The organism is Vibrio sp. 10N, assembly GCF_036245475.1.
Lineage (GTDB): Bacteria > Pseudomonadota > Gammaproteobacteria > Enterobacterales > Vibrionaceae > Vibrio.
This window is the reverse complement of record NZ_BTPM01000002.1, coordinates 322,860-349,192: the sequence shown is the minus strand read 5'-3', so window position 1 is coordinate 349,192 and position 26,333 is coordinate 322,860. Positions and strand designations below refer to the sequence as shown.

Sequence of the window (26,333 nt, the reverse complement as noted above, 5' to 3'; positions counted from 1 at the left end):
AACGCTCATTCTCTCATCGGAACCAAGGCGACTTCTCTACCCTAAGTTGCTAGAATCCGCACAGCCTTCAACAATTACTCGCAAACAATAAAGTGTCTATGTATCAATTAACCGTAAATCTTGCCGACTTCCTTGCCCAATATTGGCAAAAGCAGCCAACCATCATTAAAGGTGGTTTCGCCTCTTTCACGGATCCCATCTCTCCAGAAGAGCTTGCAGGGCTATCGATGGAAGAAGAGATCGACTCGCGCTTTGTCTCCAATCTTGATCAAAATTGGCATGCTGAGCACGGCCCATTCACTGAACAAAAGTTCGCAGAGCTTGCAGATAGCCACTGGTCTTTAATTGTGCAGGCCACCAATCACTGGCACGCCGGCGCAGCAGAACTCGTCGAGCCGTTTAAAGCACTCCCTCAGTGGCTGTTTGATGATTTAATGGTGAGCTACTCAGTCCAAGGTGGTGGCGTGGGGCCACACATTGACCAATACGATGTCTTTATTGTTCAAGGTATGGGGAAACGTCATTGGCGCGTTGGCGCGAAAGATATCGGGCAATACAAAGAAACTAAGCGTCACGAAGCTCTGCGACAGATAGAGTCTTTTGATGCCATCATCGACGATGTGCTTGAGCCTGGCGATATTCTCTATATCCCACCTGGGTTCCCACATGATGGTTACGCCCTAGAGCCATCACTCAGCTACTCCGTTGGCTTTCGCTCTCCAAAAGAACAAGAGCTTATCAGCAACTTCGCCGACTATGTGTTAGCTCATGACTATGGGGATAAGCACATGGATAAGCCGACTCTCAATGCTACCGAGCACTTTGGTCAAATCAGTACCGATGACAAAAAAACGCTGACAAGCATGTTGATGTCGGCACTTCAAGACGAGTCGACTCTCAAAGACTTTCTAGGTTGTATGCTCAGTCAATCACGTCATCAACTCAATATCATTGAACCGGAAGACAAATGGAGCTCTGAGGATGTTGCTCAGCACCTTTCAAATGGTGGTGCTATCTACAAAGTGGCTGGGTTGCGAGCTCTGTTACATGAAGAAGAGCCAACCATGGTGTACATCAATGGTGAAGTATTCAAGTTGCCAGAAGCACAAACTTGGCTAGCAAGATCGCTCACAGATAGAGAAGTTATCGTTGATATCGAGCCTAACTCTCACGTTGTACCGCTTCTGACTGAGCTCATTAACAAAGGTTATTGGTTCATCGACTAAAAACAAAAATGGCGTCCTAAATGGACGCCATTTTTTCTTCTACTTGGAGTAAATTAATCTTTGATACGCGCAAGAGTAAAGAGTGCAAAGGCGAGTGCCACTGCCGCCGCTAACGCAACAAAGCTAAACAGGCTCGCCATACCAGCAACCTCACCCACAACACCACCCAGCGATGTGCCCGCAGCGTAACCACCAGCGATAGCAAACAGTAGGAAGCCTTGAGTCGCTGCAGGAGACAGAGTCGTGACTTTGGCAACAATTGCGGGTTTCACCATGTCTACCATAGACAAACACTGCATAAACACTAGGTGCATCACAAGTGGCAGGTAGAAATATTCTGTAGAGCCTGTGACTAAGTTTGAAAGTACCGTGCCAACCACAATGTAGCCAACTAATCCCACGACCCAAACTTTACCTGCACCGAATTTTCCAAGTGCACGACCAGCAATATCCAACGTTAATAGGCTTATTACCGAAGAGATGGATAGCAGCAATGCTGTTGCTGACTTATCAATATCAAACAAGCTTTCAAATAGGTTAGGACCTTGCGCGACTTGGTTAGAACTTGCCAGCATTGCAATAAACACTGCCAATAGGAAAGTTACAAATGTTAGGTTCCAGCGGCCTTTCTCTTCGCTTTCACCTTGTTGTGGTGTATCCGACACAATGCGCTGCGCAGCCACCTTGCCATCGATAGATACAATGATCATCGCAACAATCGAAAGCGCACCAACAATACCAAAGCTGAGCGTTGCACTGATGCCTTCCGCTATGGCCAAAATAGCGCCCATGACAATCGCGCCAACAAAGATACTTTGGTTCATGCGTGTCAAGCGTAATGCCTCTTGTGCTTTATCAAAGCCTGCCGCCACGATAAAGGTCGGGTTGACGGTCATTAGGGTAATAGATCCAAGACCAACCAAGAATGTCGCAAAGTACATCGCCCACGTTGCAGGGACAAAAGCGAACAACACCATGGCAATTGCATAGAACAAAAGCGAGGCTTTTTGTGCTGCACTATGCAGTTTCAAGCGATCCACGGTAGAGCCGATTAGTGGCGCAATAAAACCGCTTAATCCAACAAACGAAAGCGCCGCACCCGTGTGTACCATAGAGCCCGTCACTTCAAGAATATGACTCGGTATCAAAAGCGGTAGCGCAATGAGCTGGATAGCACCAAACATAAACGCTGCGGCATACCAAAACGAAAGACCGTGTTTTTGCATAAGATAATTACCTGATTCTCTGATTTCTATTGTCAGTCTATTCTTATTTGCTGCCAATAAGCAGTATCAAACCAGAATAATAGGTAACATACGTTGCTGGTTTCATGAACGTTTTAAACTCGTATTAGCTAAATTAATCCAACCCATTAACAGAGCTATATCTATTTCACGCGCAATTTCACAGTTACATATTTTGTAATATTTAGCTTCCGTAAAACAATCCTTCAGTTGATGCTGATCAGTATTTAAAAGCGTCGATATCCTCAGACTATGCATTCTGTTCCACTCTCAATAGGTTGTTCCATGTCTGACTTAACTAAAGAACGTAAGGTAACAATCGGAAGCTATATAGCCTTAGCTTTTGCGATTGTTTTCTTCTCTGGCTTACTCCAATCCAACGAATGGTATGGGGTATTTGATTTCACCACGCTCAACGGTGCATTTGGCCAAGTCGCTCACAACGTCACTGAAACTGAAAGTGGCGTTCAAGCTGCAACCACCTCTTTTCGCGGTGTTGGTGGCAGTGGCGCACGCGACGGCTTCATTTTCGCATTAACTTTGATCCCAACCGTGATGTTCGCACTCGGTATGATCAATGTACTTGAGCACTATGGTGCGCTGGATGCAGCTCGCAAACTACTTTCTCCCCTTCTTCGTCCACTGATGGGCATCCCAGGTAACTCAGGCCTTGCTTTGATCGCGTCTTTGCAAAGTACCGATGCAGGTGCCGCTATGACACGCCAGCTCAAAGATGAAGGTCACCTAACCAAGCGCGAAACCGACGTTTTCACCATGTTCCAGTTCACTGCAGGCGCCGCGATTGTGAACTTCTTCTCCTCTGGTGCCGTGCTTTTCACATTAACGCTTATGGACGGCTCTCTTGCCGTGACGTCTTCAATTGGGTTAGCCGTCGCCGTCATGTTCTTGTTTAAGTTTGTTGGCGCTAACCTGTTCCGTGTGTACTTGAACATCACTGAAGGCAAAGAAGATAAGACACCAAAACAAGACCAAGCAAACACGCAGCAGGAGACCGCATAATGAGCGACGTAAAAGCGAAAAAACCTATGGTCACCGACATTTTTGTTGAAGGCGCAAAGAAAGGTTGGGTCATCGCCACCACTTCAACCGTACCGAATGTCCTAATGGCATTTGTGATCATCAAAGCGCTGCAAATTACGGGTGCCCTGGATGCTATGGGCGCCATATTTGCTCCAGTTATGGCCATTTTTGGTTTACCTGGCGAAGCGGCTGCTGTACTTATTGGCGCTTGGATGTCGATGGGCGGCGCGGTTGGTGTGGTCATCACCCTGTTTGACCAAGGCATATTAAATGGTACTCACATTGCTATCCTAGCACCTGCTATCTACCTGATGGGCTCTCAAATTCAATACATGGGTCGTATCATGGGACCGATTGGTACTGAAGGGCGTTACATTCCAGTGATGATCGCTATCTCTGTACTCAACGCCTTTGGCGCTATGTTCCTAATGAACATTCTGGTCTAGCGACACCACTAGCTGCGCTCAAAAAAATGGTTCATCGCGGATTAGCGGGAGCTGAAAACAAAAACGGTAGTTAATGGTATGGTTACATCGCCAAACACAACCTGCCAAAAACTACCGTTTTCATGTCGAATAATACTTTCCTATCTTCCTTCTGGGAAGGCTTTGAAATCATAAAGTCCCACAAAACTGACTCCTTAATTACAATCACCTTGAAGCCTGACTCTACCGCTCACTGCCAATGCGGTCGCTCATCCGACTCTATTCATGACTACCAATGGCGAGTGCTAAAAGAAACAATGATGTTCGATATTCCTGTTGAGCTTTTGGTACAAACTCGACGGATAAACTGTCCTGACTGTGGCGTAAAAACGGAAGCTATACCATGGGTTGCACCATATGCTCGAATCACAAATCGCTTGAAGGGCTATATTGAAAAGTTACTGCCCCTATTGCCTATCAAGCATATCTCCGAGCTGACCGGAGTGCATTGGCATACGATTAAAGAAATTGATAAACAACGTCTTAAGCGAGTTGTGCCAACGGTGCCTTGGAGTGATTTGCGTCAACTTGTTATGGACGAGTTCGCCATCTTCAAGGGGCACAGATATGCGACGGTCATTGCTGATGCTCAAACACACCAAGTGCTTTGGATTGGCATAGGCCGAAGCCGAAAGGACATTCGCCCATTCTTTGAAGAGCTCGGCGACAATGCCGTCAACATTGAAGTTGTGGCAATGGATATGAACACAGCTTTTGACCTTGAAGTGCAGGCGCATTGCCCAAATGCTCGTATTGTCTATGACATGTTTCATGTTGTAGCCAAGTTCGGTCGAGAGGTCATGGATAGGGTTCGTGTAGACCAAGCAAATCAATTAAAAACGGACAAGAAAGCACGTCGTTGGATAAAACGTTCCCGTTGGGTGCTTCTGAAAAACCGAGAGAACTTGAACGTAAAACAACAGAGTTATCTTGATGAAATACTCTCAATCAACCGAGACCTCATGATCACTCATCTGCTTGGAGCTCAACTCAAGGAACTTTGGTATTGTGACTCAGAGGAGCACGCTAAAGGTTTATGGGAAGTATGGTGGCAGCAGGTGAATGAAAGTGGCATACAACCTCTTATTAATTTTGCTAGAAAGCTCAAACCTTACCTTCACGGAATAGTGGCATCAGCTTCATACCATCTGAATACTTGCACCTTGGAAGGTATCAATAACAAGATAAAACTCATCAAGCGAATGGGTTATGGTTACCGAGACACGGACTACTTCTTTCTAAAGATTAAAGCGGCCTTCCCCGGAAAGCCGCGATGAACCAAAAAAATGCCCATCAATTGATGGGCATTTTTAATGGATAAACGTTACACCTTAAAATTAGCGACTTGCTGATGAAGCTCGCCCACGTTCGCTGTGACCTGCTCAGTCACCTCGTTCGCTGAACGTGTTTGCCCTGCGACCGCAGTAAGAGAGTCATTGATATCATTGACTAGCCCTGAGATAGTTTGTGTCGCATTCGCCTGCTGCTCCGCAGTCGCAGCCAAGCTCGCCATTTGCGCATTCACAAGCTCTACCTGCTCTGCTGATAATTGGATTCGGCCCAGTGCTGCGTCTGTTCGCTCCATCGCATCAGAAGCGATTGAGGTCCCCTCATTGATCTGCTCTTCCACTTTTTGGGTTGAACTACGGATAGCGTGCACAATGGCGTTGATCTCTGTGGTGGATTCCGTTGTTCGGCTAGCAAGCATTCTCACCTCATCGGCAACCACGGCAAAACCTCGACCTTGCTCTCCCGCTCGCGCCGCTTCTATCGCTGCGTTAAGCGCTAATAAATTGGTTTGCTCAGCCAAGCCTTCGATTACTTCAGTCACTTTACCAATGGCTTGACTCTCATTGCTAAGCTTCGCGACGAGCTGCTGCGCCGTTTGAATCGCACTCACCAAATCCGTCATATTGCCGTGGTTTTCGGTCAGCATGGTTTCGCCTGAGGCCAACTCTTGCTTAGCATCCACCAGCGCAGAAGAAGAAATCTGAACCTGGCTTGCGGTTTGCTCAGAGCCCACCGCCACTTCAGACAACGAATGACCGATGTTATCTAGGTTTGAAGACTGCAACTCAACTTGCTGCAAGCTTTGGCGACTATGTTTGGTAAGGTCATCCATTTTATCCTCAACAGCGCCCACACTCTGCGACACTTGCCCCACTAACTTAGACAGTGATTGATTCATGCTGTTAATCGAGGTCATAAGATCCGCCAATTCATCGCGGCCAGTGACCGTCAGTGGCGCACTCGACACATCACCTGCTGCGATCAATTGCGCACGCTTAGCGATAAGCGACACGCGGCCACCAATTTGGCGCCCCAAGAAATGGGAAACGACAAAAGCAACACCAAGAACAACAACGCAGCTTAACGCTAATATTGCCAGCAATGAATTCACGCTAGAGCCGATTCGATTTTCTGTCTCGCCTGCTTTTTGCTGAGCAAGAAGAACCACATTATCTAACTCACTTTGAACGTTCTGAATTGCGGGTAGTAATTCAGATTCCATCAAGAAATTAGACTGGTTCCAGCTCGGAGACTGGCGCAGTTCAATCACTTGTTTTGCTAACGGTAGATACAGCCCCTTCATCTCATTGAAAAGAGACCATAGGCTTTCATCACTACTACTGAGTAACTGTGTTTTGTAGCCGATTTGTTCGACAACTTTAGTGTGCGACTTCAAAAAGTCATTGTACTTATCGAGGTAATCTTGGTTACCGTACTGAAGATAATCTCGCTGAGCAGAAAGTGCATTGGCAAGAGAGTTGTAGGCATCGGCATAGAGTTTGAATAAGTGTTTGCGCTCACCACCCGCCGCACGACCTGCTTCGTCGTTGATAAGCCCCTGAATTTGATCAAGAGCGACTTCTGCTATTGGCGCTGCTTCATTGATAAATAGCGCATGAGCTGGAAGGTTGTCATGGGTTTGCGCAATCTCTAAGATTTTATTCGCAGTCTCTTTAATTGATGCCCAGCGCTCACTGACTGCCAAATAGGTTTGTTCTGGCAACAATCCTTCTAAGCTAATAAGTTGAATATCGACGTGATCAATATGTTGCAGCACTTTGGCTTTTGAGGCTTCGACTTGCTCTTCCGAGCCCACCAGCAACATATGGCCTCTTAACTCAGAAACCGTTGTTTGCAATGACTGGCCAAGTTGGCGACTGGCATCAACCGTTGGTAGGTCAAAACGCAATAATGAATGTGTTTGTGTTTGCAGTCCATCGACGCTTCGATACACAAACAGAGATGAGACGATAAAAAGTACCGCAAGCGCCAGATAACTCATCCGAAGCTTACTCGATATCGAGAGTTTCATCCTTAAACCTCTATAAAATACAACCGAATAATCACTATATCGGTAAAATGGAAGAATTCTAAACATTTTGTTGATGTTTTTATTAGCAGTTTTTTGCGATGCCATGGTTTAGACTTTAAGATTGAGATCAAAGTCGACATCACAAGGTGCAGTTATGGCTAAAGATTTATTCGCCAATCTTGATTTAAACTTATTGCGAACCTTTATCATCTTGAACCAAGAGCGCAATATGCGAAAAGCCGCAGAGCGCCTATTTGTCTCACAGCCAGCGGTGAGTAAAGCTCTGCAACGTCTACGAGATCACTTTGATGATGAGCTGTTTGTCAAAACACACCATGGACTGCGCGCCACCGAAAAAGCACACCAACTTGCAGATACTTTGAGCCCTGTTATGGATGACTTAGCCAGCGCAGTCAATCACTCTGCGGAATTTGACCCAGCGGAACTTGATGTCACCTTAAAGATTGCTGTCTCTCCTTTTTTCCTCGCAGGGATTGCCAACCAACTGTTCAATGCCATCAGAGCCGAAGCGCCTAATGTGCAGGTTCAGTTGCTCAACTGGAGTAAGTCGACGATTCAAGACATTGTCAATGACGATATTCATTTAGGCCTAAACTACACTATCAATCACGCGCCTAAGGAGATCATTCAAAAACGCATTGCCGAAGAGCAATTTAAAGGTTACGTGCGAGCCGGACACCCTCACGAAAAAGACTATCTAGAGATTGATGATGGTGTTGAGTTTGAAATTGCTACCCTTATTGCAGCTGATGTGAATTCAAATCAGTCCATCACCGAAAAAATGATCCGTATGCGCGGCCACGAACCTAAAATCGTATTTCGCTCCGAGATCCCTTCTGCTTTAGTCGATGTGGTGAAGAACTCCGATATGATGTTCCCAGGCTCTAGCTATTTAAACCTAGATACACATCCAGGATTACGCTCACTCGATATCTACTTCGGTAACGCCACCGTAGATACAGACATCAATACCTTCTACCACTATAAAAACCGAAACAGCGCGACCACTTTGTGGCTAAGTAAGCTTATTAAGAAGATTTTAACTGCTGATAACCCTAAGTTATCAGGCCAATAATTACAATTTATTAATAACTTAAGTTCATTTCCATGATAAAGGCTGTTCATTAGTTCAGCCTCATCAAACTGTTTATAGTTCTCTCATCGGCTCGGAACGCCACTTAAAAAGCAAGATGCCCCCTTTAGTTCCAATACAATTTTGAGAGATACCCATGAAACTTAAATTAATCAGTGCAGTCATCGCCGCTTCTTTCCTAGCAGGTTGTTCATCTAATGGTTCTAGCAACGACGGTGGTGAGCAAGCTCCGCAAGATGGAATCGCCAACGTAACCGTTCATGAAGGTGATGTGTTCAACGCTGCGCTGGTTGAAGGCGACGAAGGTAACCACAACGTACTTGCTATAGCGGGCGACGAAGGCAATGGCTACATCATTCACAATGGCACAACATATCTCGTCGAGGCGGGTGATGTCACTACCGTTGACGGCCAAGAAGTAGGTAGCATTCAAGCTCAAGACGGCGGCTTCATTTTCCACGGGGTTAATGGCGGTGAAGTTAAGCTGACTAATGTTGATGGTCGACTCATCGTTTCTGATTACCAGCCACCTCGCCCTGATAACGATTTGCCAATTACCGATCCAGATTTCGGAGTCACGCCAAGTGATGTTTGGTTTATCGACAGCGAAACTGGCGAGCTCAAGTTTAACGGTGAGACTGTGGGAACCATCACTCCGACGGATGACGTCATTGATGGGACCGGCACTTACGAAATTGTTATCGGTGATTCCAATGAAGCGAAGCTGGTACAAGTCATCAACTACGGTGGTTATGTAGAGGTAAAAGTACCAGGTAAAGGTCGCCTTGCTATCACTATCGATAACGGCGTGATCAGTCGCATTGGGTGGGATGCTCCAGAAATGGATCAACCTATCGAGATTGACCCAGGCTTTGACAATGATCGAGTAATTAAAGACATCGAGCGCCAAGAAACAGCAACAGGTGTTGAAATCAAACTCGTTGGTTTTAACGGCGGTGAAGTTTATGTATACACTGACCGAAATGGCAAAGTAGAAGATGTAAAAATGAACTCAGAAGCGAGCGCGTTCATTAAAGCTCACTTACCTAAAACAGAGATAAACCGCGATGAAGTTAGACAGAAACTGCAATCACTATCTCAAGAACAACGCCAACAAATCAAGCAAGCAGTAAAAGACCGCGTTGGTCGCTCTTAACAGACAACATCATTAGATAAAACCAAAGGAGCCGGATTTATTCGGCTCCTTTTATTTTGAGCGAAACAAATATGAAGAGATACATTGCTACCGCGATGGCGTTATTGCCTTTTTCTACGTTGGCCGGTCACCATGAGCTGTCCTACTACGAACCAACCATGAGCTTTCAAACTTCGAAAGTGGCAGACTCTTGGATCGGGACATTGTCGGGTACGGTTCAAGCGACGGAAGAAATCAACCTTGGCTTTGAGATTGACTCGACAGGTTATCTAGAGCTAGGTGCCGGGTATGGGATGTTACTTGGTGAAACCTATACCGAAGCATTTGCAACCTACGGCAGAGCAGACCTAGTCGACATTTATAATCTTGGTGCGTTTGCAGGTCGAATGCTTAGTCACAATGTTTTAGTCTTCGCTTCAACATCCTATGAGTGGCGAAAAAATGTCTTTCAGAGTGATGACTTCCCTATTCTAAGTCCCAATTTCAGCACTCACAGAGAATGGAAAGCCAGCTTAGGCGCAAGCTACACCCCAGTAACTTGGCTAACCTATAGCTACGCACTTAACCACGACCGAATTATGTCCGACACCCATTTGGAACCGAGTATTTTCCACGCCGACTTTACCCTAACCTTCAAGCCAAAGTACGTCGAGCCATATGTAAAATACCGATACGGCCAACACCGTGTGCGCCCGGGAGAGCCAAGAACGACCGAAGGGACTTTTGAGTTTGGGTTTAACCTAAACTTTCGTTAGTCCTAAAATCAGATAAGACCAAATGCAGCTCGCATTTGGCCTCAGGCAGGTGGACGGAACTTGGCGCTTCTGCAAACTATAAGACTACTTCCGCTTCCTAGCTCGATGTTGTTTAAGTGACGCAAGCGTTAACAAAGCAAGAAACGACAATATTGACGCTGACCCGCCATTACTTGTAGTAGCGGATGGTGCCGTAGGTAATTCAGGAACGTCAGTATTAGGGTCGAGGCGTGGGGTGTTTTCATCACAGCGATCGATACTGTTAGACTGCGCCGGCTGACAATGAGCGATATAATCGACCTCCATCGTTGCACGTTGCAAATCAGGATCTATTTGTCCTCCTAACATGCCTCCCATGGCAACATTGAGCAGCACAAACATCGGCTCTTTATAGCGTGGACACTGGCTCACATCATGGCGAATGACTTCCTGCTCATCAACGAAAAACGTAATCGAGTCCTGATCCCATTCGATGGCATAACGATGCCAATCTAAAACATCTTGGGCACCATTGGGGTATGGGTAACGATATTCAGCACCGCAACCCGCAGTATTAAAGAAGTTGGTAATGTAGCTTTGGGGCTGATTAGAGAACCACTCCCAAACATCAATTTCACTCGCCCCTGCATTCGGCCAACCGACGCTATCGTTGTCACCTTTAATTGGTTGCTCAGCGATTCTGTTTTCCAGCATCCAAAATGCTGGCCAAGTACCCGCTTCTAAATCATGGAAGCGAATACGTGCTTCTATGCGCCCATACAAAAACTCTCGTTTGTCTTTGCTATTAAGTCGCCCTGAGGTCCAAGTTTTGGTTTGCCCTCCTAGCGTCACACATTGGTTGGTGTGCTTTCTAGCGATAATCTTGAGCGTGCCATCGGAGACATCGTAGTTACGCATCTCAGAAGAGTCATCATCGGTATAACACTGAACTTCGTTGTTGTAGTTTGCTTGTGTTTGCGCTGTCCAGTTATCCCAATTGACCGCTTCGCCTTCAAAGGTGTCAATCCAGTGAACCTCCCATCCAGCAATCGCTTGTGGCGCTGCGATGCTGGCTGTTAGCAAACCAAACCAGAGGCCTAGGCTGCTATACCTTTTTCTAACCATTTTTAACTCCTGTACTACAGACAGCACAAAAGCCACTTGCGGCACGGTGGCCGAAGTAGAGTTGAGCTGTGTCATTGGTGAAAAAATTGGCGATGGCATCACTGCCACCGCCTATTGATATTTACCTTCTATCGATAATGAAGGTAAGGCTTACGTTCTTGCTTCTGAGAGTGCAGACTCACTCGAGCACTACTCGAACCAAGAGATATTGCGAACCTGAATATCTGCATCAGTAAGACCTACTTTGGTGGTACCGTGCACAATAAACGGCTGAGTGACTTGATTTAAGTTTGGATCACTTGAGAACTCGCTGATATCAACTTCAAACGATTGCCACTCAGTCGTGAGCTGACGCTCACCTTCGTTAAAGCGAATCGTATGATTGGTTGACCATTGCTCGCCCTTATCCGATTGGAAACCAACGCCAAAGCCAAACTCGGCGAGTGCCTTACCGCCTTCAATAGAGCCACGGATTTCAAATTTCAGTGTCTTAACCGCGGTAAAATCACGGCGGCTGTCGTCACCAATGTGTGCGCCCCAACCCCAATCTTTCGCAGTGTTTGGTGAAGTGGCCACCGTTAACACGCCCTCTTCATCAACACCTGCCCAAGCCGTATCTTCCCATGCATAGGCACCGGCACCGCTAAATAGACCAGCACCAAGGACCTTGAATTCACCTTCTACTGGAGGCTGTTCAACAGGAGCGAACGGAGGTGGTAGAACATCATCCAGAAGTGACGCATAGATCCCACCGTAACTAGCAGTAAAACCATTACAGTCACGCGTCAGCCCAAGCGCATTGAGAGTTTCAACTTTGTCCCACGCGACGTACTTAACATTACAGTCGATATCGATAAGGCCGAAGTTTTTCTCTGAGTGACCAGGGTTATCTCCGCCTTTCCATGGCTCGTCAAACGCTTGGAAGAAGAACAGCGATACGCCTTCGTTATTAGCGAAATCACGCATATCGTCATGGAACATTTTCTGTTTGTACTCATCAGCAGCTTGTGTGCCACCCTCGCCGTAGCCGTCGTTTGAGTTAGTAGACCAACCTGTCTCACCGATATGAATTGGCTTGGTTGGATCAACACTATTCACGAACTGCTGCGCCGCAGCATACTGCTCAAGTGAATGCTTGTACGCTTTCTGCATTGAAATGGCGATTTGTTGTTCTTTCGTCAGTGTTTGATCCGCTTCTGCAACCTTCCAGTCTTCCTTAAATTCTGGATGATAATGCGTGTCGTGATGAGCGTAGGTGTGCAACGATACATAATCCACTGCCTGTATCAATGCTTTAAGATCCGCTTGATCACCGTAGTTACCATTGGCATCAATACCTGCCCATACTGCCCAGTTATCGGAGGTGGTGACCCAAAGGTCTTCAGTATCAGTACTTTCCAACTTCCAGCTTTGTAGGTCATTCACATGGTTTAAGATAATTGAAGGGTGAACCTTATACGAGGCAGCCCAGTCGACCATAGCTTCATTGCCCACCGCTATCACTTTGACGATATCTGGATAAGCCAGTGCTAACTCTTTTGCTTTGGCAAGTTCCAACGCATTATTAGGTGAGTCGACAGACGAATCGATAGGTTCACCCGTCCACGCGTTGTTGGCATCTATCCAAACGCCAAGCATAACGTACATCTCAAAGCTATTGCTATCCGCGGCCGCTTCATCTTTAAGCTGACGAATCGCTTCTAGCAAGTTTTCTGTGTTGCTCTTGCCATCAGTGCCAATAAATCCTTGAGTGTTATAAGTACGAACGACCTTAATCCCCATGGCATTGAGAATTTTCATGTCTTCAATGTGATCCGCCACTGAAGGAACGAGTTCACCCGATGCACGAGAGTCGCTACGCCATGCACCATAAGAAATCGCTTGATATTGAGGGTTACCCAAAAGTGGTTGACCCGTATCGGAAATCGGGTAGCTTACGGGTACAGGTTGTGACTCTAGTCCCTCACCTTCTAGACGAATATTGTCCCAGTAAAAGACTTTATCGCTACCTACATTGCCAAAGTCAAAAAACAGACTCTTCATATCGTAAGTAATGGCTTCACTTAGCTCGCCTTGATTCAATTCGGTAAAGTCAAAAGTAAGCTGCTCCCATTCATTCGCCTTGCTCGTTGTGACTAAGACTTCCGCAAACTGAGTGCCATCATTAGAGTTTTCAACTTTGAGCAACACCGGTACGTCAACCTCTGGCGAGTAAACCCAAACAGTCACAAGGCTTCTTTCACTGCTTAACTCAAGACTCGAGCTATCAGCAATGGTGCTTCCTGCCCACGTTTCCGCTCCGGCCAATTTTGTCGTCTTAAGTACTGAGCCCGTGACGTACATGGAAGTTGGATCTGGGTTGATAGCATTAACTTCTGTGAGCGCATTACCAAAATCTATCGGTGCTTGCGATTTCACGTCCATCTGATAATCAGGCGTAACAGAAACAGTGATTTCACTGCCACCACCGCTATTGTCTCCACCTTGATTACCACCATCTGTCGTAGTGTCTGTAGAGTCAGAACCACAGGCCGCGAGCATCGCTGTCGCTGTAGCAAGAACAAGAGGTTTCAAACTGCTTTTGATCATTATAACTTCCTTGCGTGTTGGAGTTTTTTATTGTTGATGGTGCATGTCACCACCGGCAGATCAGCTTAAAAGACGACCAAATCTAGGTAAGCGCTTTCTTTTTTAAACAAAGAAAATTACCGATGGGTCTCTTTTTATTTCACTAACAATGGCGAATTAATGGTTAATGAAAAGCTTGTATATCTAGTATTAATCAACAGTTTGTAGGTGTATAGCAGTTAAAAAAAGTTGTTGTCGTAAACAAGAAAACCATCACCAAAAAGAAAGCGCTTACTTTAGTGCGATGTTAATCAATAGGCATACGCTAAAATTATTTCGATGATATTTGCCCAAATTACCACCGTCTCACATCCCCATCTTAGCAAGCCGATTCACCTAAAAAGCACGTTACCCCCTAGAGAATTCAAGGAGGCGACGTGCTTTACTATAAAGTACCGGAAAGAAAAAAGGAGCATACGAATATGCTCCTTTGAGTGAGTTAACCTTATGTTTAATGACTATCTTTCAAATCGAATATTATCGAGCTTAAACGTCATTGCACCCTGAGGTTCAAAAACTAGCAGGTTGTTTACCGCTTTCGGGTCCGCCTGTGCACCAGGAGCGAAGCTGTTATCACTATCTAGAATATCCGCGATAGCGATTTTCACCTGTCCCCACTCTCCCTCTGCTGGCGTAGGAACGACATAGTCACTCGTGTTTGGCCAGCCACTGTCCATCTTGATAAGTAGCTCAGTATCTGAGCCCTGCTCTACTTTGATATCAAAAATTAAGGTGCCGTTTTTCTTCCACTCGGTCATGTCCGTCACTGGCGATCGGAAGTAAAGGTTACCCGCACCATTTTGCTTGGTAATTTCAAGTACCGAGCCACGATCAGCTTCTTCGACGACCGCATGCTCCACTAAGTTCACTGGATCGTAACTTGCGAACGCCAGTGCTGCATTCAGCGTATCCGTGAAAATATCCAGTGTTGGGCCGTCGGCATAACTATCGTCCGCCGCCAGGATTGCCGGTGCTGCATGACCTTCTACATGCTTCGCTAGTTCAGAACGACTAGAACACCCTTTTCCTTTCCAACGATCCACACCGCATCGATACACTTTGACGTAATCCACCAACATGGTTTTTGGATAGTCGCTGTCGTCCACACCTTTATCATTGGCATTCGCAGACCACGAACCACCTATCGCCAGATTAAGCAGTAAATGGAACTTCTCATCAAATGGCGCAGCACCCTTGGCGTTGACCAATAAACCCTTCTCTTTTTCGTATTGGCTATACCAGCCATCTTGTGTTTGTGTCGCGTAATGCAAGTTATCTACATACCAACGGATCTCTCCTTCTTCCCACTCAATCGCGTAGGTGTGAAAGTCATCCGCAGGGTTGACACCATCAGGCAGCGTTGCGCCTTGACCACTATAAACGTTGTCCGGCCACTTTTTACCGTAGTGCAAGCTACCATAAATGCGATTTTCCCCGTCACCAGCCTGTGCGTTAGGTGCATCCGACTGAGTCTTAAGGTTTACAGCTTCCATAATGTCTATTTCACCGGAAGCCGCCCAAGTGCCGTATTTGTTTTCGGTTGGCAACATCCAGATTGCAGGCCAAGTGCCCTGACCTGTCGGCAGTTTTGCGCGAATTTCAAAGCGACCGTATTTCTGATCACGTTTATCTTTCGTTCTTAGCCTTGCAGAGGTGTAAGGCAGTGTCTTTTCTGGTCCTGCTTTGCCTTCTGGGTTATCCGGCCCTGTATAGCGCTCCTTGTGCGCCACGATGTGCAGTAGGCCATCTTGAACAAAAGCATTCTTGCTGCGACTGGTGTAGCATTGCTGCTCATTGTTACCACCGCCCCAACAGTTTTGCTCTAAGCTCCAGTTTCGTTTGCTGATGCTGTCACCCTCAAACTGATCTTCCCAAACCAGTTGCCAATCACCGCTCACCTCTACTGGCGCATTTGTTAGCACTACCGGCGCTTTCGTTTGCACTAAGCCTGTGTCTGTTTCTTGATCCTTATCCGTGCTTGCGCAGCCCGATAATAGCGCCAGTGAGATAACTGAGCCCAGTAATGTCGGGGTTAAAGTTGCTGTTCGCTTTTCCATTCGCATCACTACTCCTTGAATACGAGTATGCCTAAACCGATTAAAACTGTTTAACCAAAAACTTATTCTCGATTCTGTCCTAGATAAATTGAAAGCGCTTACTTCTTATTTTGTAAAAATAGGCGTTCAAATTACTGACTCCACCAATAAGTTTTGAGCTGTTGTGCTGCCTCTATCACTAACGCAGCCCGTAATAACTAGTTCACTACAAATAAGACACCTTGTACACAGCATTAAAAGTCCCTTTCCTCAAAACTAGCGAGTCATCACCAAAAAGAAAGCGCTTTCAATAGCAAAACTCGCATATTGGCTATTTTGTCATCTAGCCACCTATACGCGGCTAGAACGCAGACAAAGAAACTAACGTTTTGGTGTACGCTTTCTCAGGACTTGCAAACAACTGCTGAGTATTTCCCTGCTCGACGATCTCACCTTCTTTCATCACGATGGTGTAATGACAAAGCGATTTAACCACATTGAGGTCATGGCTGATAAATAAGTAGGTCAGCCCATACTTAACCTGCAATGACTTAAGCAAATCGAGCACTTGCGCTTGAACGGTGCGATCCAGCGATGAAGTCGGCTCATCCAATAGGATAAACTCCGGCTTTAAGATCAAGGCTCTTGCGATAGCGATGCGCTGCCTTTGCCCCCCAGAAAACTCATTCGGGTAACGATGCCGAGTTTGCGGGTCTAGGTCGACTTCACGCATCACATCACAAATCATCGAATCAAGAGTTTGCTCATCGTGCTCAAAATGGACACGCAATCCTTCACCAATAACTTGAGCGACTGACATACGTGGATTCAGTGCGGAAAATGGGTCTTGAAACACGACTTGCATTCGACTTCGATACGGCAACATTCCCTTGCGATCTAACGTTTGAATGTCTTGTCCATCAAACGCGATAAGTCCTTCACTTTGAACCAGCTTAAGAATGGCCATTCCAGTGGTCGATTTGCCCGAGCCACTCTCGCCTACTAAGCCAATGGAGTGCCCTTGCCTTAGTTCAAAATTCATATTCGTAACGGCTTTTACATGATCGATCACGCGTTTAAATAAGCCACCTTTGATTGGAAACCATACTTTTAGATCGGCAACAGACAGTAATGGCTTGGCACTGCTGCTGACTTCAACGGGTAAACCGCGTGGATCAGAATTAATGAGTTTTTGAGTGTATGGATGAGAAGGTTCATTGAATACCTGATGACACTCGCCCACTTCGACAAGTCGGCCTTTCCGCATCACGGCAACACGATCAGCAATGCGTCTCACAATACTCAGGTCATGAGTAATAAATAGCATTGCCATGCCCATCTCTTGCTGAAGCTCTTTAAGCAAATCGAGGATTTGCGCCTGGACGGAAACATCCAGTGCAGTGGTAGGCTCATCGGCTATCAGTAACTCAGGCTCATTAATCAGCGCCATGGCGATCATGACTCGTTGGCGTTCACCGCCAGAAAGCTCGTGTGGATACGCAGTAATTTTCTGTTCGGGATTACGAATGCCGACTTTTTTCAGCCAGGTAACCGCATGTTGCTCTGCTTTATTGGTTCGCATTCCCCTGTGGATAGACAAAGTTTCCACTAGCTGCCTACCGATTTTATGCAAAGGGTTAAGCGATACCATTGGCTCTTGAAATATCATGCCTATGCGGCCACCACGAATACCTCGCAGTTGACGTTCGGAACAAGCCAGCATATCGATATCGTCAAACTTGATATTGCCATTCAAATAGTGGCTTGAGCCTTTCGGCAAAAGCTTAAGAATCGCATTGGCAGTCACTGATTTACCTGAGCCACTTTCGCCTACCAGCGCTAAGGTCTCGCCTTTGCGAATATCTAATGAGACGTCAAAGGTCACTGGCTCTACATTTTTACCTCTGCCAAACCCTACCGACAAATTATCGATTGAGAGCACGTGTTTTGGATCGTCTTTAGTCATAGCGCTCTCCTTAGCCTTGTTGATGTGGGTCGAATGCATCGCGTACTGCTTCACCAGCAAATACCAGCAGAGTCAGCATCATCGATAACACAGCGAATGCGGATAAACCTAGCCAGGGTGCTTGCAGATTGGCTTTACCTTGTGCCAACAGCTCACCCAACGAAGGAGAACCCGCAGGTAAACCAAACCCTAAGAAGTCCAGCGAGGTCAGTGTGGTTACGGAACCAGAAAGAATAAATGGCATCATAGTTAGCGATGCAACCATCGCATTGGGCAGCATATGTCGTAACATGATACGTTTGTCATCCACACCCATAGCATGGGCGGCTTTCACGTAATCGAAATTTCGACAGCGTAAAAACTCCGCGCGCACCACACCCACCAGACTCATCCAGCTAAATAACACCATAATACCGAGCAGCCACCAAAAATTGGGCTCAACAAAACTTGATAAGATAATCAGTAGGAATAGCGTCGGCATGCCGGACCAAACTTCGATGAATCGCTGCCCGAACAGATCAACCCATCCACCGTAGTAACCTTGTGTGGCTCCGACCCCCACACCAATGATGCTAGAAACAAGGGTTAAAATGAAACCAAACAGTACCGAAATCCGAAAGCCATATATCACTCGCGCTAGTACATCGCGACCTTTGTCATCCGTACCTAACCAGTTGACGTTATCTGGCGCGGATGGCACAGAAGCTACAATGTCGTAGTTGATGGTGTCATAACTAAAACGGATCAGCGGCCAAATCAGATAGCCTTTTTCTTCGATAAGCTCAATGACATATGGGTCGGTATAGTCGGCCTCAGTCTCAAACTCACCGCCAAATTCAGTTTCGGCGTATTGCTCAAAGATGGGGTAATACCATTGGTTGTCGTACTCCACCAATAGCGGTTTATCATTGGCAATAAACTCGGCAAAAAGGCTGAGTACAAACAACAACATGAAAATCCACGTTGACCAGTAGCCACGTTTGTTGGCTTTAAAACGCTGCCAGCGCGCTTTTGTGAGAGGGTTCATCGCCATTTATCGCGCCTCGAAGTCGATACGAGGATCCACCCACGTATAAGTTAAGTCAGAAATAATGCTCAAAATCAGACCCAATAACGTCATGATGTATAGCGAGCTAAACACCACCGGATAGTCACGCTGTATGGTGGACTCAAAACCCAGTAATCCAATCCCTTCTAAAGAGAACATCACCTCAATCAACATCGATCCAGTAAAGAAGATACTGATAAAGGCTCCGGGAAAGCCAGCAATAATAATCAACATGGCATTGCGGAAAACATGCTTATAGAGAATACTGCTTTCATCTAAGCCTTTCGCTCTCGCCGTCACGACATACTGCTTGTTGATTTCATCTAAAAATGAGTTTTTAGTCAGCATACTAAGTGTGGCAAACCCGCCAATGACCATGGCAAGGATCGGTAGCGTTAAGTGCCAGAAATAGTCAACGATTTGCTGATACCAGGTCAGCTGTTCAAAATTACTCGATACCAGCCCACGTAACGGGAACCAGCTGAAATAGTTACCACTGGCAAAAAAGATGATAAGAATGATGGCAAACAAAAAGCCGGGAATGGCGTAACCAACAATCACCACAGCACTTGACCAAATATCAAACCTAGAGCCATGGTGAATCGCTTTGAGTATACCGAGCGGTATTGAAATCAAGTAGATGATGAGCGTGCTCCACAGTCCCAATGAAATAGAGACTGGCAGCCGCTCCTTAATAAGATCAATCACATTGCCGCCACGGAACAAGCTGTCGCCAAAGTTAAACATGGCGTAATTTTTCAGCATATCAAAGTAGCGTTCGTGAAGAGGCTTATCGAAACCAAATTGAATCTTGATCGCCTCTACAACTTCAGGATCAAGACCGCGAGAGCCTTTGTAACCAGTCGCAACATCACCCTGCCCTGAGTCCAGCTCCACCTCTGTACCGCCACCACTAAAACGCTCCATGATGCCTGAGTCTAAGCCTTGCATTTGCGCCAAGGCTTGCTCAACTGGCCCGCCGGGCGCAATCTGAATGATGAAAAAATTAATGGTTATAATCGCCCAAAGCGTTGGGATCACCAACAACAAGCGTCGGAAAATATAGGCCGCCATGCAATCCTCTTATCGACGTTTTTCAGGAAGCTGTTGTGCCTTCTGCTTTGATATCCACCAAGTATCTACCCCGAGATCATAAGTTGGCAGCACATCTGGACGTTCAAACTTATCCCAAGTCGCAACACGATACTTCTTAATATGCCACTGGGGAATGACGTAATAGTTCCATTGCAGCACTCTATCTAGTGAGCGACCAAGTACCTTTAATCTTTCTGGATCGTCTTGGCTCTCTGCAATCATGTCGGTTAATGCGTCAACAACCGGGTCTTTAACGCCAGCTTGGTTGTAAGTGGAATCAATGAAGTTTGAATTCCAAACAATTTTCAGATTCGAGCTAGGGTAACGATGCGCCGAGTAACTTGATGACACCATGTCATAGTCTCGATCACGCCAGCGTTTGAGATACTGGGTGGTATCAACGGTGCGGATTCGCATATCGATCCCCATAGCACGCATATTTTTCTGTACAGGAATAGCAATACGCTCTGTCGTCGGATTGTAGATCAACAGTTCAAAGCTCAATGGCTCACCGGTCTCAACATTCGTCATGACCTTGTTTTTCAGCTCCCAACCCGCCTCTTTTAGCAAGGCAAACGCTTTACGCATTTGCGGTCGAATACGGCCCGACCCGTCGGTCACTGGTGGATTATATTCATCCGTAAATACACGCGCTGGTATTTTGGCTTTGAATGGGGTTAACACCTCTAACTCTTGAGAAGAAGGCAACCCTTTCGCTTCATATTCTGTATTTTGGAAGTAACTGCGTGTTCGCGTGTATTGGTTGTAGAACATATTGCGGTTCATCCACTCAAAGTCCATCGCATAACTTAACGCTTCACGGACTATAGGATCGCTAAACACGGGACGCTCAATGTTAAACACAAAGCCTTGAGTAGCCATTGGCTTATGGTGCTCTATTTCTTGTTTTTTAATATAGCCACGTTCAAAATTACTCCCCGTGTAAGAGCTTGCCCAGAACTTGGCACTCGACTCTTGTCTAAAGTCGAACTCCCCTGCTTTAAATGCTTCAAGCATCACGGTGTCATCACGGTAGTAATCGTACTGAATCGTTTTGAAGTTGTTACGGCCAACATTGACGGGCAAGTCTTTTGCCCAATAATCTTCGTTGAGTTTGTAGGTCAGAGACTGCCCCATTTTGTAATCAACAATTTGGTAAGCGCCGCTGCCCACTGGAGGCTCATTCAATGGCTCTGAAAAGTTCTTATCTTTCCAAAAGTGTTCAGGCAACACTCTGGTACCTTGAGCTAGACCAAACAGTTTCTCTTTGTTTGGTACTGCCATATCAATTCTCACAGTGAGCGTATCGATGGCTTTAACGCTCTTCACGTCTTTGTAGTACGCCTTATATTGCGGTACCCCTTCAGCCATGAATTTATTAAAGGTAAATTCGACATCTTTGGCGGTGATCGCGACACCATCACTAAAGCGCGCTTTTGGGTTGATATCAATTTCAAGCCATGAATAGTCATCAGAGTAACGCACTTTCTCTGCGATAAGTGGGTAGTAGGCGTCGACTTCATCACTCGAGGGAAACATTAACGGATCATACAGCTCGCCAGTCGCTGCAGCAGGTTGGCCACGGGAGGCATAACGGTTGAAGTTGTCGAACGTACCCATCTGTCCAAAAGTGACGTTTCCGTACTTAGGCGCATCGGGATTAACATAGTCGAAGTGTTTAAAGTCCTGCGGATACTTTGCTGTGCCAAATCCAGTCAATGAAGTGGTTTCGACTACATTGGCAGCCATCACGGCCGATGTAAACAGGCCCGCACCGATCGCAACTACGGCGTATTTTATAAACGTCATCCTTTCCCCCGAAATGAAGAAAGGGCGTCATCGGCGTCCTTTCTTCGCTAGCGTAATTTTTTTGCTTATTTTCTTAAGTATATAACTATAAATAGCTGTATTTGACGGGGTTTTCAAGGGTGGTAAGCGCGAGTTAATTCAATATTAGGTTAAACCTTCATCTCAAAGGGGTTAAGCGATGAATTAATCACCACATTCGCGAATGTGTTGGATTTGATGCGTGTCAGGGCAATACATATGCACACGTCCTGAGTGACCTTTTTTCGACTTATAGAGCGCTTTGTCCGCTCGTTCGATAATGTTGCTGTCATCGGAAGTGTGGGTTGCTACACCAATGGAACATGAGACCTTGAACTGCGTGCCACTACTACTTTGAAACTCTAACGCATCAATTTTACGCGACAGTCGCGTCGCTAACGCATACGCCTGATGGACATGACTTCCCGGTAGCAACAATACGAACTCGTCCCCACCATAGCGGCACAGTTTATCTTGAGAACGCGTGCACTGGTCGATCACTGTCACGACGTCGACCAACACCCTATCGCCTATAGAATGCCCGTACTTGTCATTAATGGGCTTAAATCTATCGACATCAATGATCAATAACGAACTCGGCACGCCTAGCTCTCTGTATTTGGTTTTCTCTTCTTCAAGGGCTAAGTGTAAATAACGACGATTAAAACAGCCCGTGAGACCATCTGTGTTGGCTTCTTCAAGAAGCACCTGTCTTTCCGCCATGTCTTTCGACACATCAACAGCGAAACCAATGACACCGAGTACCTGATTGTTCTTAACGATGGGTGATGAAACGGTGAGGTGATACAACTCAGTATCATCAATAGAAAAAGGGATTTTCTGTTGGCTAGGTTTGCAGTGTTCTACGACACGTTTGTCATTTAATCGCATCATTTTGGCGGTGCGAAAACCGAACAGGTGCCAGTCGGTTTTCCCTTTAATACCCTCTATGGTCACACCAAACGTGTCGAGCACTTTGCGATTAACGTACTGGTAGTGACCATCGATATCTTTGATAAAGATATAGGCATCAACCGCATCGAATACCTCGGACAAACCAAGTAACTCTTCGCTGGATTCATGTTGCGTGGATAAAATCAGGTCAAGCATACGCTAACGCTTAGAGTGCACCGTGTTGAATATAATAATCCTAGAGTTTATACCCAAGTTTGCACTTTTGCTGTGCAAGCTCGCTATTTTGTCATTACAAATACCAATTTTGATAGCTAGCACACATTTTGAACAAAGGTCACATGATCACTCTACAAATTCATACTGCCATGATTGACACCAAACAAAACCAGTTCTTGAAACACGCTCAATTTGATTAATTATCTGAATGGGATCAGGCCGATTGACAAACCACACCGGCTTGGTGAGGCACTTGATAAATGGCTGTTTCGGTCTAGTATTAGAACAATAAGTGTGACGAGAGTCACGTTTTGTGGATATTGGAATGACTAACCACAGGATTGAGTTATGAAAACACTATTTATTGCGGCGCTGACGTTAGGCTTCTCCCTATCAGCAAGCGCCGTACAATTAGAGCCTGCAGGGGTAGCGACAGGACAAGGCGGATCGAATGTCTGCCTATATAAAGCTGCTGATACAGAAACCATCGTATACGCTCTATACAGCAATACACCTTGCCCTACCCTCACAAGCGAGTAGATGAAACCCGTAAATGAAACGAGCAACAGAGTAGCCTCGTGACTACTCTGTCTCAATGTCACTAATATTTTTTCATCGCCTCAACAAAGGCCTTCTCTGCACTTTGAGAACCAAGTGCTTCAGCTTCTTTTGACAATCTTAACGCCTTCTCAAACTGACCTTTTTCTACGGCTCGTTCAATAGCACTGTTAAAAGCCTGCTCTTTTTCCGCAGTGAGTGCGGTACCAGACTCAACTTCGACATACTGTTCTACTGTTTGCTGGCGTTCTTGCTGCTCCGCGTCAGTTTCTAGACGAGGGCCGGTTGGCTGATAATCCAGCTCCATCGTGACCAGTCCAATCGCAGCATGAGGAATGACGTTCGTCGAATAGAAAGGATCGTTCGCGGAGACTTGACCAGACTGTAGAGCAAACTCGCTTGGCTCCATTGGCTCTGAGCTTTGCGACATCGCTTCATCGGTTGTGACTACCACGAGATAAGTCGGAGCCCTGCCGTCAGGGTAACTTTTAGGAATCGAATACTCGCCAATAAAACCAGATTTATATAGTAGTGAACTCTCACGATGCTGAATGATTTTGTCATCAATCACATCAATCACTTGATACTGACTGTCTAAGATAAGAACCGTAGGCACGATTACTTGCTTTTCAATCACAGAGTAAACCGTGAGGTCCACGTTCCCCAGAGCATGTGGAAGCTTTAGCCCCTGAGCATAACTACGACCCGTTTTTAACGCAACCTTTGCAGATTCAGGGGTAAGTAGAACATCCACTGAACCAGGTTCCGTGACATTTTGATAATTAAGATCAGCCAATGTTTGGCAGCACCCTTCGGATGAAGCAAGTTGCTCAATACCGAGCACATCATCACCACTTTGTACGATTTGATTTTGTTTCGCACAACCAAAGGTGGTCGCGAGGGCAATCGCGAGGATGGTTTGTCGTAACATGGCAATACTCCTTACTGCTGTTGGCTACGTCATGCTAAGGACTATTTTAACCGAAAAGTAACCGCTTTCACGATATATTGTTGGAAAGTTAGAACTCAAACAAAAAAAGCCACTCTGTAACAGAGTGGCAAAAAGAAATAACCTAGATAAAGCAAGAACCAAATCCTTTACCTAAAGCCTAAACACAATATAACTCATCAATATTGTGAAAAATACGGATATGCTCTCTCCCCGTGATACACATATCCGTCCCCTCTAGTAGACAGTGGTTTACATTACCACCACATATCCGCTTGAATACCGACTAGTAGGTCTGCTTTGTCGCGGTTAGAACCGTCTAGGTAAGTCGCTAGGAAGCGGATTTCTGGTGCCGGACCAAAGCCTGTACCTACGGTTACTGTTGGTGCAATCGTTAATTTGTAATCGTAGCTGCTACCACCTACATCGTTTGCATCAGACCAGTCGCCATATTGGTAGCCCGCTTCTGTCGCGATAGACCAATTCTTAGCGATTGGGAACGTTGGACGAATCATCGCCGATGCCCATGAATCTTTACCACGTTTTTCTAGGTCATTATATTGGCCTTGAATGGAGTGGAAAATGCTCACGCCGTTTTCAAAGAAATAACCACCCCAAATAAGTGCGCGAGTTGATACATCACCAGAGTCCACTTTCTTCATATTTGCAGGACCCATAGCACCACCGTAACCTGGTTTCCATGCATTGTAAGTAGTAATCGTGCCACCTAGTAGCTGACCAGAACCTAGACCTTTACCTGCTTGTGCAATATATTTGGTAAAGCCTTTCTCAGATAAGCCAAATACAGTGTCAGAATGATAAATACCTGTAATTTCCATACCTGTATCTGCATATTCTACGTCATCAACAAAGTTATCTGGAAGGTATTTACCCATAGCATGAAGTTCAAAAGAACCAAAGTTCACACCAATATGAGCAGAGTGCATAGGGTTATTATCATCTAGGCCCCAGTACCCGCCTTCAGCATTATCACTGGCCATATAAGCAAAGTCCCACTTATTACCACCAAGCTCCATGCCTTCAATACCGACACCTGTACCAGACATATCTGTGTAGAAGAAGTCAGTCATAAAGATGTAGTTGTCTTTACCGTAGAAACGTTTACCACCCCACATGGTGCCCGTTTCTGTCACGCCATCAAATTCAACGAATGTCTCAATCAAACCAATGCTACCATTCGCTGCATCTGCGTTAGTACCTAATTGGTTTTTACCTGCCGACTGCGCGTTATCCGCACCAGCACGAGTCTTAATACGAATTGCTTGACCGTCCGCAGTGTCAAAGTTCTTTTGTAGTGCAAGCTCAAAGTGGTTATCTGATTCAATACCTAGACGACCCAGTTTTTCTTTTGTTGCAGGGAATTTAGAACGTTTAAAGTCATCATTCTTACTATATAGAGCACCTGCACGGAAATAACCATGGAATTCGAAACCTTGAGTATTTTCAGCGGCGATCACGTTTGAACTAGTAACACTTAGACCAGCCATAAGGCAAGCAAGCGAGATTTGTGATAATTTCATTATCAGCTCCTGATTTATTATAAATTGTTTTCCGTTTTAAAGTGCCAGCAAATAAACAAACAACCACTGCTTTTATTTAACCTACACTAAGAGATAGAAATGGAATG

Annotated in this window: 20 protein-coding genes; 8 read left to right on the top strand and 12 right to left on the bottom strand. The window is 45.8% G+C overall.

Features of this window, described 5'->3' with window-relative positions:
* The first annotated feature begins 98 nt into the window (after positions 1-98).
* Positions 99-1,226, top strand: coding sequence for a ribosomal protein uL16 3-hydroxylase (locus AAA946_RS17785; RefSeq protein WP_338166122.1), 1,128 nt, complete (start codon positions 99-101; stop codon positions 1,224-1,226).
* A 53-nt stretch (positions 1,227-1,279) separates the two neighbouring features.
* Here the strand turns inward: AAA946_RS17785 and AAA946_RS17780 are convergent, their stop codons facing one another.
* The gene (locus tag AAA946_RS17780; protein ID WP_338166121.1) at positions 1,280-2,452 is read right to left on the bottom strand and encodes a hypothetical protein; all 1,173 of its coding nucleotides are present in this window, start codon (positions 2,450-2,452) and stop codon (positions 1,280-1,282) included.
* Between the two features lie 303 nt (positions 2,453-2,755).
* On the opposite strand from AAA946_RS17780, the gene AAA946_RS17775 reads away from it, so the two are divergent.
* The 3 genes from AAA946_RS17775 to AAA946_RS17765 all read left to right on the top strand — a co-directional run bounded on the left by AAA946_RS17775 (position 2,756) and on the right by AAA946_RS17765 (position 5,273).
* Positions 2,756-3,490, top strand: a complete 735-nt coding sequence (locus AAA946_RS17775; RefSeq protein WP_338166120.1) for a nucleoside recognition domain-containing protein — start codon at positions 2,756-2,758, stop codon at positions 3,488-3,490.
* Positions 3,490-3,957: a nucleoside recognition domain-containing protein gene (locus tag AAA946_RS17770; RefSeq protein ID WP_112462870.1), complete on the top strand. Its 468-nt coding sequence runs from the start codon at positions 3,490-3,492 to the stop codon at positions 3,955-3,957. The genes AAA946_RS17775 and AAA946_RS17770 overlap by 1 nt, the downstream gene beginning before the upstream one ends.
* 122 nt (positions 3,958-4,079) lie before the next feature.
* Positions 4,080-5,273, top strand: a complete 1,194-nt coding sequence (locus tag AAA946_RS17765) for an ISL3 family transposase (protein ID WP_338164865.1) — start codon at positions 4,080-4,082, stop codon at positions 5,271-5,273.
* Between the two features lie 47 nt (positions 5,274-5,320).
* Here the strand turns inward: AAA946_RS17765 and AAA946_RS17760 are convergent, their stop codons facing one another.
* Positions 5,321-7,318, bottom strand: coding sequence for a HAMP domain-containing methyl-accepting chemotaxis protein (locus AAA946_RS17760; protein WP_338166119.1), 1,998 nt, complete (start codon positions 7,316-7,318; stop codon positions 5,321-5,323).
* 154 nt (positions 7,319-7,472) lie between these two features.
* Here AAA946_RS17760 and AAA946_RS17755 point away from each other — a divergent pair, with 154 nt between their 5' ends.
* From AAA946_RS17755 to AAA946_RS17745, 3 genes are all read left to right on the top strand, one after another.
* A complete protein-coding gene (locus AAA946_RS17755) occupies positions 7,473-8,414 on the top strand; it encodes a LysR family transcriptional regulator (RefSeq protein WP_338166118.1) in 942 nt (313 codons plus the stop codon).
* Between the two features lie 154 nt (positions 8,415-8,568).
* Entirely contained in the window at positions 8,569-9,588 is a 1,020-nt protein-coding gene (locus AAA946_RS17750) for a hypothetical protein (protein WP_338166117.1), read from the top strand.
* Between the two features lie 71 nt (positions 9,589-9,659).
* Complete coding sequence (locus AAA946_RS17745) at positions 9,660-10,343, top strand: hypothetical protein (protein ID WP_338166116.1); 684 nt, start codon at positions 9,660-9,662, stop codon at positions 10,341-10,343.
* Between the two features lie 84 nt (positions 10,344-10,427).
* Here AAA946_RS17745 and AAA946_RS17740 read toward each other — a convergent pair whose 3' ends face one another.
* The 8 genes from AAA946_RS17740 to AAA946_RS17705 form a co-directional block, all read right to left on the bottom strand.
* On the bottom strand, positions 10,428-11,546 hold the full coding sequence (locus AAA946_RS17740) for a glycoside hydrolase family 16 protein (RefSeq protein WP_338166115.1): 1,119 nt from the start codon (positions 11,544-11,546) through the stop codon (positions 10,428-10,430).
* A gap of 90 nt (positions 11,547-11,636) precedes the next feature.
* Positions 11,637-14,036 (bottom strand): hypothetical protein, encoded by a 2,400-nt coding sequence (locus AAA946_RS17735; RefSeq protein ID WP_338166114.1) that lies wholly within the window; start codon positions 14,034-14,036, stop codon positions 11,637-11,639.
* 497 nt (positions 14,037-14,533) lie between these two features.
* On the bottom strand, positions 14,534-16,138 hold the full coding sequence (locus tag AAA946_RS17730; RefSeq protein ID WP_338166113.1) for a glycoside hydrolase family 16 protein: 1,605 nt from the start codon (positions 16,136-16,138) through the stop codon (positions 14,534-14,536).
* A 334-nt stretch (positions 16,139-16,472) separates the two neighbouring features.
* Positions 16,473-18,077: an ABC transporter ATP-binding protein gene (locus tag AAA946_RS17725; protein ID WP_338166112.1), complete on the bottom strand. Its 1,605-nt coding sequence runs from the start codon at positions 18,075-18,077 to the stop codon at positions 16,473-16,475.
* 10 nt (positions 18,078-18,087) lie between these two features.
* Complete coding sequence (locus AAA946_RS17720; RefSeq protein WP_338166111.1) at positions 18,088-19,110, bottom strand: ABC transporter permease; 1,023 nt, start codon at positions 19,108-19,110, stop codon at positions 18,088-18,090.
* Entirely contained in the window at positions 19,111-20,199 is a 1,089-nt protein-coding gene (locus tag AAA946_RS17715; RefSeq protein WP_338166110.1) for a microcin C ABC transporter permease YejB, read from the bottom strand.
* Positions 20,200-20,208: 9 nt separating this feature from the next.
* Entirely contained in the window at positions 20,209-21,969 is a 1,761-nt protein-coding gene (locus AAA946_RS17710) for an extracellular solute-binding protein (RefSeq protein ID WP_445206123.1), read from the bottom strand.
* 243 nt (positions 21,970-22,212) lie between these two features.
* A complete protein-coding gene (locus AAA946_RS17705; protein WP_338166108.1) occupies positions 22,213-23,157 on the bottom strand; it encodes a diguanylate cyclase in 945 nt (314 codons plus the stop codon).
* 369 nt (positions 23,158-23,526) lie between these two features.
* On the opposite strand from AAA946_RS17705, the gene AAA946_RS17700 reads away from it, so the two are divergent.
* Positions 23,527-23,718: a hypothetical protein gene (locus AAA946_RS17700; protein WP_338166107.1), complete on the top strand. Its 192-nt coding sequence runs from the start codon at positions 23,527-23,529 to the stop codon at positions 23,716-23,718.
* A 61-nt stretch (positions 23,719-23,779) separates the two neighbouring features.
* Here the strand turns inward: AAA946_RS17700 and AAA946_RS17695 are convergent, their stop codons facing one another.
* Both AAA946_RS17695 and AAA946_RS17690 read right to left on the bottom strand, forming a co-directional pair.
* Entirely contained in the window at positions 23,780-24,667 is an 888-nt protein-coding gene (locus tag AAA946_RS17695) for a MalM family protein (RefSeq protein WP_338166106.1), read from the bottom strand.
* Between the two features lie 275 nt (positions 24,668-24,942).
* Positions 24,943-26,226 (bottom strand): carbohydrate porin, encoded by a 1,284-nt coding sequence (locus tag AAA946_RS17690; protein WP_338166105.1) that lies wholly within the window; start codon positions 26,224-26,226, stop codon positions 24,943-24,945.
* Between the last annotated feature and the right edge of the window lie 107 nt (positions 26,227-26,333).